Annotated in this window: 12 protein-coding genes; 4 read left to right on the forward strand and 8 right to left on the reverse strand. The window is 60.3% G+C overall.

From position 1 onward, the window contains the following. Positions 1–104 precede the first annotated feature (104 nt). Genes IE087_RS08665 through IE087_RS08680 form a run of 4 tightly spaced genes read right to left on the reverse strand, consistent with a single transcriptional unit; the run spans position 105 to position 4,595 of the window. The gene (locus IE087_RS08665; RefSeq protein ID WP_189368912.1) at positions 105–1,724 is read right to left on the reverse strand and encodes an FAD-dependent oxidoreductase; all 1,620 of its coding nucleotides are present in this window, start codon (positions 1,722–1,724) and stop codon (positions 105–107) included. 2 nt (positions 1,725–1,726) lie between these two features. Further along, on the reverse strand, positions 1,727–2,740 hold the full coding sequence (locus IE087_RS08670) for a YcjF family protein (RefSeq protein WP_189368913.1): 1,014 nt from the start codon (positions 2,738–2,740) through the stop codon (positions 1,727–1,729). Next, positions 2,740–3,186 carry a GNAT family N-acetyltransferase gene (locus IE087_RS08675; protein WP_189368914.1) on the reverse strand — a complete coding sequence of 149 codons (447 nt, stop codon included), beginning with the start codon at positions 3,184–3,186 and terminating at the stop codon, positions 2,740–2,742. The genes IE087_RS08670 and IE087_RS08675 overlap by 1 nt, the downstream gene beginning before the upstream one ends. Further along, the gene (locus IE087_RS08680) at positions 3,183–4,595 is read right to left on the reverse strand and encodes a YcjX family GTP-binding protein (RefSeq protein ID WP_189368915.1); all 1,413 of its coding nucleotides are present in this window, start codon (positions 4,593–4,595) and stop codon (positions 3,183–3,185) included. The genes IE087_RS08675 and IE087_RS08680 overlap by 4 nt, the downstream gene beginning before the upstream one ends. Positions 4,596–4,771: 176 nt before the next feature. On the opposite strand from IE087_RS08680, the gene truA reads away from it, so the two are divergent. Then, on the forward strand, positions 4,772–5,539 hold the full coding sequence (gene truA, locus IE087_RS08685; protein WP_189368916.1) for a tRNA pseudouridine(38-40) synthase TruA: 768 nt from the start codon (positions 4,772–4,774) through the stop codon (positions 5,537–5,539). Here truA and IE087_RS08690 read toward each other — a convergent pair. The 4 genes from IE087_RS08690 to IE087_RS08705 all read right to left on the reverse strand — a co-directional run bounded on the left by IE087_RS08690 (position 5,536) and on the right by IE087_RS08705 (position 9,917). Next, positions 5,536–6,030, reverse strand: coding sequence for a hypothetical protein (locus IE087_RS08690; protein ID WP_189368917.1), 495 nt, complete (start codon positions 6,028–6,030; stop codon positions 5,536–5,538). The genes truA and IE087_RS08690 overlap by 4 nt on opposite strands. Positions 6,031–6,032: 2 nt before the next feature. After that, a complete protein-coding gene (locus IE087_RS08695; protein WP_189368918.1) occupies positions 6,033–7,676 on the reverse strand; it encodes a hypothetical protein in 1,644 nt (547 codons plus the stop codon). Positions 7,677–7,764: 88 nt separating this feature from the next. Beyond that, a complete protein-coding gene (locus IE087_RS08700; protein WP_189368919.1) occupies positions 7,765–9,000 on the reverse strand; it encodes an acyl-CoA dehydrogenase family protein in 1,236 nt (411 codons plus the stop codon). 86 nt (positions 9,001–9,086) lie between these two features. Then, positions 9,087–9,917, reverse strand: a complete 831-nt coding sequence (locus tag IE087_RS08705; RefSeq protein ID WP_189368920.1) for a 3-oxoadipate:acetyl-CoA acetyltransferase — start codon at positions 9,915–9,917, stop codon at positions 9,087–9,089. A gap of 220 nt (positions 9,918–10,137) precedes the next feature. Between IE087_RS08705 and IE087_RS08710 the strand changes: the two genes are divergently transcribed. Genes IE087_RS08710 through IE087_RS08720 form a run of 3 tightly spaced genes read left to right on the forward strand, consistent with a single transcriptional unit; the run spans position 10,138 to position 13,316 of the window. Then, a complete protein-coding gene (locus IE087_RS08710) occupies positions 10,138–11,565 on the forward strand; it encodes a circularly permuted type 2 ATP-grasp protein (protein ID WP_189368921.1) in 1,428 nt (475 codons plus the stop codon). Between the two features lie 4 nt (positions 11,566–11,569). Next, on the forward strand, positions 11,570–12,511 hold the full coding sequence (locus IE087_RS08715; RefSeq protein WP_189368922.1) for an alpha-E domain-containing protein: 942 nt from the start codon (positions 11,570–11,572) through the stop codon (positions 12,509–12,511). A gap of 4 nt (positions 12,512–12,515) precedes the next feature. Beyond that, positions 12,516–13,316 carry a transglutaminase family protein gene (locus tag IE087_RS08720; RefSeq protein ID WP_189368923.1) on the forward strand — a complete coding sequence of 267 codons (801 nt, stop codon included), beginning with the start codon at positions 12,516–12,518 and terminating at the stop codon, positions 13,314–13,316. The last annotated feature ends 11 nt before the right edge of the window (positions 13,317–13,327 follow it).

A 13,327-nucleotide genomic window follows, 5' to 3' on the forward strand; every position in this document is an offset into this window, starting at 1 on the left:
GCACGCACTTTGGCGCGAGGATAGACCACAGTCATCTCAGACAAAAGGCAAGGATTTCCAGACCTTTGCAGCGCGGCCTTGCAGCACCATGGTACGCCGCGGTGTCAGACGTCCGCGATATGCGCCCAAACTGCGGACATCACAACCGATCCTTCACCCACCGCACTTGCCACCCTTTTGACAGAACCAGCGCGGACATCGCCGACCGCAAAAATGCCGGGACGCGAGGTTTCATAACCAGTGACAGCGCCCACATCCTGTCCAGTTTTGACAAAGCCCCTGTCGTCCAACTCGACCAGATCCGACAGCCACTTGGTATTCGGTGCGGCCCCGACCATGATGAACAGCGCTTTGGTGTTCAATTGCCAGCTTTGGCCCCCGCGCCGGTCGTGGATGGCAATGGCATCAAGGCGATCTTCACCATGTAAAGCCCTGACCTCAGTACACAAATGGATGGTGATCCTCGGGTGGCTTTCAAGACGTTGCAACAGGTAGTCCGACATTGAGGACGACAGGGTTTCACCACGGACCAGCACATGAACGTGCTTCGCCGTCCGCGCCAGGAACATCGCGGCCTGTCCTGCCGAATTGCCGCCGCCGATCACGGCAACCTCGGCGTCTTTGCAATAGCGCGCCTCTACATCGGTGGCGGCATAGTAGACCCCGTTGCCTTCAAGCTCTTCCAGACGATCCAGCGGCAAGCGACGGTACTGCACACCGGTGGCCACGACCAGAGCCTTCGCCGACACCCAGTCCTCATTGTCCAATTTGATATGAAACAGATGCTTTTCGCATTGCATCAACTCGGTCGCACGCACGGGCACGGCAAAGCGTGTGCCGAACTTCATCGCCTGCACCTCGCCTCGCCCCACAAGATCGCCGCCCGAGATGCCGGTGGGAAAACCCATGTAGTTCTCTATCCTGCTTGAGGTGCCCGCCTGTCCGCCGATGGCCAAATCCTCAAGCACCACGGCGCACAGACCTTCGGCCCCGGCGTAAACGCCAGCGGCCACGCCGGCAGGCCCACCGCCCACGACGGCCACGTCATAGACATCTTCCTTGCGCAAGCTCATATCAAGGCCCAGCGTCGCAGCCACACCGCGCGGGGTGGGTGGATCAATCACCTGGTGCTTGGCAAAAACCACCGCCGGATGCGCGCGATCAATGCTGCACGTGTTGGCAAGATCCTTGCCCTCTGCGCTGTCAATCTCGACCTCGACAAAGGGGATGCGGTTGCGTGAGGCAAAGCTTGCAATGCGCCGCACGTCCCGGTTCACCTCCCCCCCGATCAGGGTTAATCCACCCTCTGACAGGTCCAGCATGCGACGACGACGCGCGGCAAAAACCGTGATGATAATGTCCGACATCTCTGGAATGTCCGACATGAGTTTCAGTATCTCATCGCGGGGAACACACAGAAGCTGCGTGTCCTGTACCGCACGCCCACCCATGAAGGCATGACCACCATTCAGAAACGCCAATTCGCCGAAGAACTGACCGGGACCCAACGTGGCATTGCCGTATCGTTTGCCCGTGGAAGAGTTTATCGCTTCCGTTTCACCCGTTAGAAGATAGTGAAAGGTCTCAATACGCTCGCCAGCTCTTTGGAAATGCTCACCCGCTTTCACCTCCATAACGGTTCCAACGCGGCGCAGTGCTTCGACATGTTCATCCGTCAGCGGCGTGCGCACCATTGTGGCAAGGTCGGGGGCAAAAGTTTCCATTGTCAGTCGTTTCCCTTGTCTCTCTGGCTTTGAAATAGGCCGCCCAACGCCTGTTTCACGAGGCGGCGTGCTTTTGGCCTGTCACCGGGGAGATAGGTCAGTGGTCGACACACTTCCATGGCAGCCACACCTACGCGGGCCGTGAGAGCGCCATTTACCAGCCCCTCACCAAATCGACGCGATAATTTGCCCAAAATTGAACCACCCAACACCGGTTCCAGCATGTCGTCACCGACCGCAACTGCACCCGTCGCCACCAAATGAGCCATCACAGCGCGGGTCAGCCGCCAACTGCCCAACAGACCGCCGCGCCCGCCGTAAATCTCGGCAATGCGTCGGATCATGCGCAGGTTCGCTGTCAACGCCGCAACCACATCTGCCAGTGCAATCGGAACAAGCGCAGTGACCGTCGCCACCTGCCGCGCGGCCGCTTCAACCTCTCGCTCGGCGGCCTTGTCCAATGGGGCCACAAGCGTATCTTCCGCCAGTTTGAGCAAACCGGCAGCATCCATCTGATCACCACGCAATTCCGTCAGTCGCGCGCGTCCCCACTCTGCGTCAGGGCGGGCCCGGTACAACACATCCAGCCGATCAACCACCGCGCGCGCTGCGGACAGATCATTCTGTTCAATCGCCTGTGCTGCCGCGTGGCGCAGCCCGTCAAGCCGCGCAAGCCGTCGAAGCGCCGCCAGTTCGCGTAGACAAATGACAAGCAAGGTGACGAGAAAGGCGCAAAGGAGCCCGGTAAAGGCCCAGCCCACGATCGGCGCCCGCGCAATCCAGCCCGTCACAAAATCCCATGCAGCCGCACTAAGAACAGCCGTCAGCAATGCACCGGCCAGCCCCCAAAACAATCGCCCAATCCGCGATGGTTTGCGCGCAGCCACACGCGCGACCCTCTGCATGGCTTCGCCACGTGGGGCTGCCAACGGAATGGTGTCCGGCACAGGTGGGGCATCCGCCACCTTGGGCGCCGCTTCATCCTCGATCTCGATCAGTACGGGGCCCTTGGCCATCACGTTGTCCCTCTATGCCAGTCGTAGCGGATGTCAGGCAAACCTTCGTCATTGCGGGCACCGTCCGTCCGCTCAATCTCGACAAAGCCATGCCGCAGATAAAACCGCTGCGCGCCTTTATTTGCCTGAAAGGTCCAGAGTCTCAGATGATCCGTCGCTTGCTGCATCTGCGCCAGCAGGTCCGCGCCAACCCCCTGCCCCTGCGCGCCTTCGCCGACATAAAGCGCATGCACATCTGCCCCGTTCCGGGCGGAAAAGGCACACACCTGATCATGTCTTTCGGCCACGGTGACCCAGCCCTGTTCGATCATGTGCCCTGCAAAAGACAGATCTTCGGCCCGGGTGTGGATGCGTGGCATCCAGTCCGTGCCATCGATGAAACCCGACAGGATCGCACCCACTGCGCCCGCATCTGTCGGCTGCGCCGCTCGGAGAAACGTGTTCACAGCTTGTCTCCGAAAAGGAACTGTGCTGCGCGGTCGAGCCGGATATGGGGCGGGCCGTCGCCCGGGCGCAGGGTCAGGGGCGCCGGTGCAAATCGCATCACCTTATAGTCACCGTCCAACCAATCCTGCGCTCCGTTTGCAGCCGGAGACAGGATATGAGCCGGATCATCCGGCAGTGCGCCGGGGTAGAACGCCGCCTGTTTGCCGGTGTCTAGCAACGTGCCCCTGACAACGTCAAGTGGATCGCCATCATGCTGAACCGTGTCTTCGGTCGTGGCGCGCAGCGCGGCAAGTGCGAGCGCCTGTGTGTCGGCCCCGGCAAAACGCGCACGGTCTCGTGCTTCGCGGGTCAACGCCTCCATTATAGCTGTCAGACGGGCGTGTTGGCTGTGATGCAGATGGTCGGCCTTGGTCGCGGCGAACAGGATTTTCTCCACCCGCTTGCCCCGGAACAATTGGCTCAGGAAAACGTTTTTGCCGGGACGGAAGGCCGACAGAATTTCGGACATGGCTGCGCGCATATCCTCAACTGCGGCGGGACCGTTGTGAATGGCACCCAGCGCGTCGACCAGCACAACCTGTCTGTCGATGCGTGCAAAGTGATCGCGAAAGAACGGGCGCACGACCTGCGACTTGTAAGCTTCAAAGCGCCGTGCCAATTCGCGGCGCAGTGACCGCCGCGGGGCATCCCCGGGCGGTAGCGGTGCAAAGGTCAGCACGGGGGAGCCGGCTAGGTCCCCGGGCAGCAGGAACCGGCCCGGTGTGCAGTCATAGTAGCCCTCGGCACGGGCCGCGTGCAGGTATTCGGTGAACGCGGCGGCCACTGTCTTGGCCTGCACTTCGTCCAGCTTGGCGGCACCATCAACCGAATTGAGCACCGCACGAAACGCAACGGCGCTGTCGCGGTCCTGAAGACGTGCAAGCACGGAGGCTGACCACTCCTCATAACTTTGATCGAGAAGCCCTAGGTCCAACAGCCATTCGCCCGGATAATCAATGATATCCAGATGCACGGTCCGGTGCCCCTGCAACCCCGCCAGCAAACCGTTTGGTTTGACCCTCAGCGATACCCGTAACTCACTGACAGCACGTGTGCTATCAGGCCAGCTGGGTGGGCTGCCCGCCAGCGCGCCCATATGCGCCTCGTAATCGAAGCGCGGTACCGTATCGTCGGGTTGCGGTTGCAGGTATGAGGCCGCGATCCGTCCTTCGCTGGCAGCCAGCAGATGCGGCATACGCCCCTGATCCAGCAGGTTCGCGACCAGTGATGTGATGAAAACCGTCTTGCCGGATCGGGCCAGTCCGGTCACGCCCAACCGAATTGTCGTATCGCCAAACAGGTCCGCGCCGGTGTCATATATGCCTTGGGCCACATCCAGCACGCCATCGGCAATTGTCGTTAGAACCACGTGCGGCCCCCTTCATGTCTTGTCGACTATGTAAGGTGTTGCACGGTCTCGTACCAGTTCAGTGTCGCATAGGGTGCCAGTGCGGGAGCCTCCGGCGGGGATTTTTTGGAAACAGGGAAGACAGGACCCATTGCACGCCGTTGCGCAGTAACCGGTTTGGGGATAGGTCCGCCGTCATGCCGCGCTATGCTTTGAAAGTCGAATATCATGGTGGTCCGTTTGCTGGTTGGCAAAGGCAAGCAGATCAACCGTCAGTGCAGGGCGCAATCGAAGCGGCACTGGCCAAGCTGGAGCCACGCGATCACACCATCGCCGCCGCAGGCCGCACCGACGCGGGCGTGCATGGTCTGGCACAGGTTGCGCATTGCGATATGGAAAAGGACTGGGACCCGTTCCGGCTGTCCGAGGCGCTCAACCACCATCTCAAACCGCATCCGGTTGCGATCATCGCATGCGCCAAGGTTGCGGATGATTGGCACGCACGTTTCTCGGCCATGGAACGCCGTTACCTCTTTCGCATCCTGATGCGCCGCGCACCGGCGACACACTTGCGCGGGTTGGTGTGGCGGGTGAACAACCCGTTAGACGCCGATGCCATGCAGGCCGGAGCCGACCATCTGATCGGGCGGCATGACTTCACCACCTTCCGCTCGTCCATCTGTCAGGCAGACAGCCCATTGAAAACGCTGGACCGATTGGATGTCTCCCATGTGGAGGGCGTACACGGCCCCGAGGTTCATTTCGATGTGCGGGCGCGATCCTTTCTCCACAACCAGGTGCGCAGCTTTGTCGGGACGTTGGAGCGTGTGGGGGCCGGGGCTTGGCACCCGGATGACGTCAAACATGCGCTTGAGGCGTGCGATCGCGCGGCTTGTGGGCCGGTCTGCCCTCCGGACGGGTTGTATCTGGCCGGTGTCGGCTACCCGGAAAATCCGTTCGCCTAGTCCAGTTCCATCAGCCCGGCACCTGCGCCGCCGGATCGCGAAGCGTCGCTGTCGGGCACATATGTCTTCGCCGCGAGGGCATTCAACTGCTCGGAAAGCGAAGCATCAAGGTGCAGTCGCTCTGGCCGTCCCCGCGCGCTGGGTTCGGACAGTGAAAGGCTGACCCGGACCTTCGGCCCTGCGATATCCAGTTCCGCCTTGCAGGGCAAAGCCGACAGCCAACTGACCAGCATAGCGCGGGTGCCAGCATCTTCTTCCCTTGCATCGACGGGTTTGGCCGTCACCGACGCCGCTTCGACAATCGTTTCAACCCGGTGCGCCAAGGCAACAATGCTCTCGGGCTTAGACAAGGCAGCGGCAACAGCGCCCTGCGGACCTTCATCAGCGATATGGCGGGCCAACATTGCACCAAAGGCGAGCGCCTGGGCGGGCGGCACCCCCGCTCCGCTGGCGGCTTTAACCCCCAGCGTCTGCACTTCGGTCCATGACATTTTCATCGCTCCATCGCCGGAAGCCACCAATCATCCATCTCGGGACGCAGTTCATCCCCTAAAGGCGCCCCCTGAGCCAGCGTGATGCGGGTCCACAGGTCGGACTTTGGATCGAACTTTGTCGCACCAAAGAAACTGAGCTTGCACCGCAGCATATCAATGGGGCGACAGGTCGCAGCAATAAGATTGTCGCGGATTTCTGCGTAAGAATAGCGGTGTAGAAGGGCAACCCGATTGATGGCATGGGCGTGATCGGGATGTTGTTTCGTGAATTCCGACACCGGCACCGCGCCATTCGTGAGATCGGCATAAAGCTGTGCAACCCGGCGGGCGATATCCAAAGGGGTTTCCAACTCAGCCCCCGGCTCGGCAAAACGATCGCCCAGTCGCGGTTCCAGCTTGGCCTCGCTCACATACCAGAACCGCCGACATTGATCGGCGTCCTCATAATCATGCGCAAGCGCCCAGCCCCATTTGGTTTCGATGGCCATCTTGAGTGCTTCGGTGTCCGCAAAAGGCACAATCAAAGGCCCGAACCGATCCCCCATATCTTGCGCCAGGTCATCCACATCTTCGGGGCAGATTTCGATCAGTATAGAGGCCAACAGTTCCTGCAGCGTTTCACTTTCATCTGCCGCCGCGTGCCACAGCGCTGCAAAGGGTCTGTTCGCGGGCACGGTATCAAAATGGGGTAGAAAAGACGCCCAGTCGGACTCCAGCTGCCGCAGGATGTCGTTGTGATCCTCAGCCGGTACAATCCAATCCGCCAAATGGTGCTGTGCCCGCCGTGCCAGCGTTCTCAATCGCGCGCCCTGCGCTTCGGTCATCGTCTCGCGCGCCAACACACGAGCCAGAGCCGTTTCGCGGGCCTGCATCCAATTGTGCAGCAGGACCGGGTGGTTGACCAGGAAAGGCGCCATGCCCAGCCCGGTCGCATTGCCAATGCCGATATGGCGCGCAAGGTCTGGATCAAGGGTGCCGCCGCCCACATGCTGCACCAGATCAAGCGTGAAGTGACGGATCAGGTACACAGTTAGCATCTCGGCAGCGAAGGGACCTTCAAGCCCGGGGCGATCTGCAATCAGCGAGCGATCTGCAATCCCGAACTTGCCATTTCCATAAACCGCAGTCGTTCGCATCAGGTAACCGATGTCGCAAACCATCCTGAGGTCGGGCTGCGCCCCTGCCCGCAGGGCTGCAACGATTGCGTCCCACATGCGTACGGATTTGTTGGCACGGCTGAGCACGAGGTCACGCGGACTGAACCTGCCTGCCTCCTGCTTTGGGGCCTGCCCTGCAATGCGGGCAATGTCATCCGGTGACGCAACCCCGTCAAACAGGACAAAGGCGGCGTCCCATGCGGTTGCGATCACCCGGTCACTGCGTTGGTCTGCAGGCAGATCATTCGAAATCGCGACCAGTGAATAGGTGTGCCCACCCAGATCCACGGCGTAGGCGGCCTGACCATGGCCTTCCGCCGACATGACCCAATGAATGCGTCGGACCTTGGCCCGTTCCGTGCACAAGCGGCGGACAAGCACGCGCAAAAAGCTCAGCCGTGTGGGCATCATTTGTCCCATACGCGCAAGGCGCATCACCGTTTCCGGCGGGCGCAACGGCTCTGTGCTTGGGACATGATCCTTCATGTCTTCACTAGGGCCAAGACTTGGCCTTGTGGCAAGTTATTTTGTGCAACTCGGCCTGTTCATGCAGACGACTGCACGACTTTGGCAATCACATTGGCTGTTGCGTGTATTTCTTCAGCTCGGCGCGAGCCACCTGACGGCGGTGCACGGCATCAGGCCCGTCAGCAAGGCGCAACGTGCGTTGATGGGTCCATGCAATGGCCAGAGGCGTATCCTGACTGATCCCCTGCCCGCCATGCATTTGCACAGCCTCGTCAATGACCTTGAGCGAGACACGCGGGGCGATCACCTTGATCTGGCTGATCCATGGGGCCGCGGCACGCGCATCGCCCTGGTCCATCATCCACGCGGCCTTAAGGCACAAAAGCCGCGCCATCTCGATTTCCATCCGGCATTCGGCGATGATGTCATAGTTTGCACCGAGTTGCGCCAGCGGCTTGCCAAAGGCTTCTTTGGACAGCGACCGTTTGCACATCAACTCCAATGCCGCTTCGGCCTGCCCGATGGCCCGCATGCAGTGGTGGATGCGGCCCGGCCCAAGGCGACCTTGGGCAATCTCGAACCCCCGTCCTTCGCCCAGAAGGATGTTTTCGGCAGGCACGCGGACGTTCGTAAAGCGGATGTGCATGTGCCCGTGCGGTGCATCGTCATGGCCGTAAACCATCATCGGGCGCAACACCTCGATCCCGTCTGTCCCCGCGGGGACAACGATCATCGACTGGCGCTTGTGCTTAGGCAGGTCGTCACCACCCGTTTTCACCATGACGATGTAAACCTTGCAGCGCGGGTCCCCCGCACCGGAGGCCCAATATTTTTCGCCGTTCAGTACGTAGTCGTCGCCATCACGCACGCAGGACATCGAAATGTTGGTGGCGTCTGACGAGGCCACATCGGGCTCCGTCATCAGATAGGCTGAGCGGATTTTCCCCTCGAGCAGAGGCGCCAGCCAGTCGGCTTTCATCTTGTCGGTGCCGTAGCGCTCGAATACCTCCATGTTTCCGGTGTCGGGGGCCGAGCAATTGAAGACCTCAGCTCCAAGAGGCGTCTTGCCCATCTCCTCGGCGAAATGGGCGTATTCCACGGTGGACAGGCCAAAGCCCTTGTCGCTGTCGGTCAGCCAGAAATTCCAAAGCCCCGCCGCTTTGGCCTTGGCCTTCAACCCTTCCAGAATTTCGGTCTGTCGATCCGTGTATTGCCACCGGTCGCCCTTGGCGACTTCACCGGCGTATTCCTCTTCGAGCGGCATGATCTCGTCCCGGATCATGGTGGCCACCCGGTCCAGAAGGTCGCGATTCTCGGGGCGTAGCGTGAATGACATGTCCATGATGATCTCCTCCTGATTAGAGGCAGGGTGGCGGATCAACCGGACCGTGTCCACCGGGTCACCGACGTGACGCTAGGGCAATTTGATCATGCGGCCCGCAAACCAAGGATTGCACGGGTCTGCGTTGGGGTCGCAACCGGGCGGTCATGCTCGGCGCAGACATCGACCAACCGCTCGACCAACGCCGCGTTCGAGGGTGCCAACGTGTGTTTGTCGAGACGCACATTATCCTCAAGCCCGGTGCGCGCATGCCCGCCAGCAGCCACCGCCCACTCGTTCAACACGATCTGGTTCGCCCCGATCCCCGCCGCGCACCACGGCGCATCTGGAAACAGGCGCTGAACGGTTTGCACATAGAAATCAAAGACATGCCGATCCGCAGGCATGGCATTCTTCACCCCCATCACGAACTGGATGTAGGGTGTATCCTTGATCTTGCCCTTTGCATGCATCTCGGCTGCGATGAGGATGTGGCTCAAATCGAACGCCTCGATCTCGGGCTTTACCTCATAGGTGATCATCTCGGCCGCAAGCCATTCGACAAGGTCCGGCGGATTCTCGTAAACCCGTGTCGGAAAATTGTTCGACCCCACGGATAGCGACGCCATGTCAGGGCGCAACGGCAGCATTCCGCCGCGCGCCTCACCTGCCCCGGACCGCCCTCCGGTAGACAATTGCACAATCATACCGGGGCAGTGCTTTTCCACGCCCTCTTTCAACAGCGCGAACTTGTCAGGATCAGATGTTGTCGATCCATCATCATTCCGGACATGGGCGTGGCAGATGCTTGCCCCGGCCTCGAACGCGGCATGGGTGCTTTCGACCTGTTCCGGCACCGAGATCGGCACTGCAGGGTTGTCCGATTTCTGGGGGACCGAGCCGGTGATCGCGACACAGATAATGCAGGGGTCAGACATAGGGCGCCTCGTTCTGAATACTTCGCAACATCGTCCCTGAAACCCGGCAAAACGTCCAGTGCACCTGCGCACGGAATCTGTGTGTCAATTGCGGCCCAATCTGACGTCAGTAACTCACGCAGCACAGCAAATGCCTGATTATGCGACGGGATTTCAGTCCATTCCCGGCTTTTGTCCCGTTTTAGTTGCGACATTGCGTGGAATATGCAGGCTAAAGAGTATGTCTGAAAGACCAACGTATTTCGACGAGATGTTTGGCCACGGCACGGCCGCACGTGCCCCCTATGCCGACTATTCCAAATGGTTCGCGGACGAAGACACCGCCCGCCTGCTCTCCAAATCAGAAGAAGCCGAAGCGCTGTTCCGATTGATCGGCGTGACCTTCAACGTCTACGGCGATCCGGACGCAACCGAACGGCTGATCCCTTTCGATCTGGTGCCTCGCATCATCGCTGCCCGCGAATGGGCCAAGGTGGCCAAGGGGATCGAGCAACGCGTGCGCGCCCTCAACGCCTTTCTACACGATATCTACCACCGACAAGAGATCGTGCGCGCCGGCCGCCTGCCGGCCGAGATGATTGCACGCAATGACGCCTTCCTGCCGGAGATGATCGGCGTCTCGCCCCCCGGCGACATCTATACCCATATCGTCGGCACCGATCTTGTACGCACCGGGGACGACGAGTTTTTCGTTTTGGAAGACAATGCGCGCACCCCATCGGGTGTGAGCTACATGCTCGAAAATCGCGAGACGATGCTGCACATGTTCCCCGAACTGTTCAGCAAGATCAAAGTGCAGTCTGTCGGCCAGTACCCTCGGTCGCTGCGCAAATCGCTTTCGGCCTGCGCACCGGATGCCTGCAACGGTCGCCCCACTATTGCGGTGCTGACACCGGGCATTCACAACTCGGCCTATTACGAGCATGCCTTCCTCGCCGATCAGATGAGCGCCGAGTTGGTCGAAGGGCATGATCTGCGCGTCGTGGACGGGCGTGTGGCGATGCGAACGACGCGGGGCTACAAGCCCATCGATGTGCTCTATCGCAGGGTGGACGATGAGTACCTTGACCCGCTGAACTTCAACCCGGACAGCGTTTTGGGTGTGCCGGGGATCATGGATGTTTATCGAGCTGGCGGGATCACAATCGCAAACGCGCCCGGCACAGGGATCGCGGATGACAAAGCAATCTACAGCTACATGCCGGACATCGTTGAATTCTACACCGGCGAAAAGGCGATCCTGCAAAATGTCCCAACGCATCGTTGCTCGGAACCGCAGGACCTCAAGTACGTGCTCGACAACCTCGCCGATCTGGTGGTGAAAGAGGTGCACGGCTCGGGCGGCTACGGAATGCTTGTGGGCCCTGCAGCATCGAAGAAAGAGATCGAAGATTTCCGCGCCAAGCTGGAGGCAGCGCCCGGCAACTACATTGCCCAACCCACGCTTGCGCTGTCTACGGTCCCTATCCTGACCGATGCGGGCCTTGCGCCGCGCCACGTGGATTTGCGCCCCTTCGTCCTTGTCTCACCTGACCGGATCGACATCACGCCCGGTGGCCTGACGCGCGTGGCCCTGACCGAAGGGTCGCTGGTCGTGAACTCGTCCCAGGGCGGCGGAACCAAAGACACTTGGGTGCTGGAGGAGTAGCGCGATGCTGGGCAAGACCGCAGGCGGGCTCTTTTGGATGTTCCGCTACCTTGAACGGGCCGAAAACACCGCGCGTATGATCGATGCGGGGCTGCGCATTTCCCTGACACGCTCAAGCGCGGCAGAAAGTGAATGGACGTCCATCCTGTCTTCGACCGGCCTTAGCCGCGCCTATGCGGATGTTCATGGCGCGCCCGATGGTCCAAAGGTCATCGATTTCCTACTGCGCGACCCGAACAACCCCGGCTCGATCATGGCCGGAATCGAGGCCGCGCGCATGAATGCGCGTGTCGTCCGTACGGCGCTGACGCGCGAGGTGTGGGAGGCCGTAAACGAGTGCTACATGGTCCTTAAAAGGCTCTTGGCCCAACAGGTCGAAGACCGCGATCTGCCGCGTGTGCTGCAAGTGATCCGACAACGCAGCGCCTTCGTGCGCGGTGCGCTGCACGGTACGATGGTGCGCAACGACATCTACAACTTTGCGCGCATCGGTACTTTTTTCGAACGCGCAGACAACACGGCCCGAATTCTTGATCAGAAGTATTACATTCTTTTGCCCTCGGTCCGGCTGGTGGGCAGCCCATCGGACAATGTGCAGTGGGACACGATTCTGCGCGCCACGTCTACGACGCGGGCTTACCAAACCCTGCACGATGGGGACGTGGACCCCAAAGCCATCGCCGAGTTCCTGATCCTCGACGGTCGCCTGCCGCGCAGCCTTGCCTTTTGCTATGGCAAGATCGGCGACAACTTGGGCTACCTTGAGCAGGAATATGCAACCCGGCACACCTGCCACTCCCTCTCTGACGCGCTCTGCTCGAAATTCAAAGCGCACGACATGAACGCCATCTTTGACTATGGTCTGCACGAATTCATCACGGACTTCCTGCGGGACAGCGCGGCATTGGGCCGTCAGATCGAGATTGATTACCGCTTTATTGAATGACCACATGCGCCTGAACGTTCTTCACAAAACTCACTACACCTATGACGCGCCTGTTCCATACGGGCTGCAGCAGGTTCGCCTGCGCCCCAAGTCACGCCCCGGCCAATTGGTCGAAGACTGGCGTATTGATGTGACCGGCGGACAGGTCGAGGTGTCCTTCGAGGACGAACACGCCAATGCCGTTGATTTGGTCAGCTTTGCCCCCGGCCAGACCGAGATTGAGATCACCTGTGCCGGTATCGTCGACGTTGAAGACAAGGCTGGTGTCGTTGGGCCGCAAGGTGGTTACGTTCCCCTGTGGCTGTTTCGCCGCAGCACCGCACTGACCAAGCCGGGAGAACGTGTTCAGAGACTTGTGGACAGCACACCGGGAAATGGCGGTGATCTGGACCGACTGCATGGCCTGTCCGCCCATGTTCTTGAACAGGTGCCCTATTCAACCGATCAGGCTTCCTCGGACCTAACGGCGGAAGACGTGATGGAGGCCGGTCACGGCGTATGCCAGGACCATGCCCATGTGTTCATCACGGCCGCCCGCATGCTCGGGTTTCCGGCACGGTATGTGTCGGGATACCTTATGATGGATGACCGGGTCGATCAGGACGCCAGCCATGCCTGGGCAGAAGCCCATGTCGAAGGCTTGGGTTGGGTGGGGTTCGACATCTCAAACGGTATCTCGCCCGACGCGCGTTATGTACGTGTCGCCACGGGCCTCGACTATCGCGGGGCAGCCCCGATTTCCGGTTTACGCTATGGTAACGCAGGGGAAGATATGTCTGTGACCTTGCAGGTACAGCAGCAATAGCGCAGATTTGC

It is taken from the genome of Tateyamaria omphalii (assembly GCF_014651375.1).
In the GTDB taxonomy this organism is placed as follows: domain Bacteria; phylum Pseudomonadota; class Alphaproteobacteria; order Rhodobacterales; family Rhodobacteraceae; genus Tateyamaria; species Tateyamaria omphalii.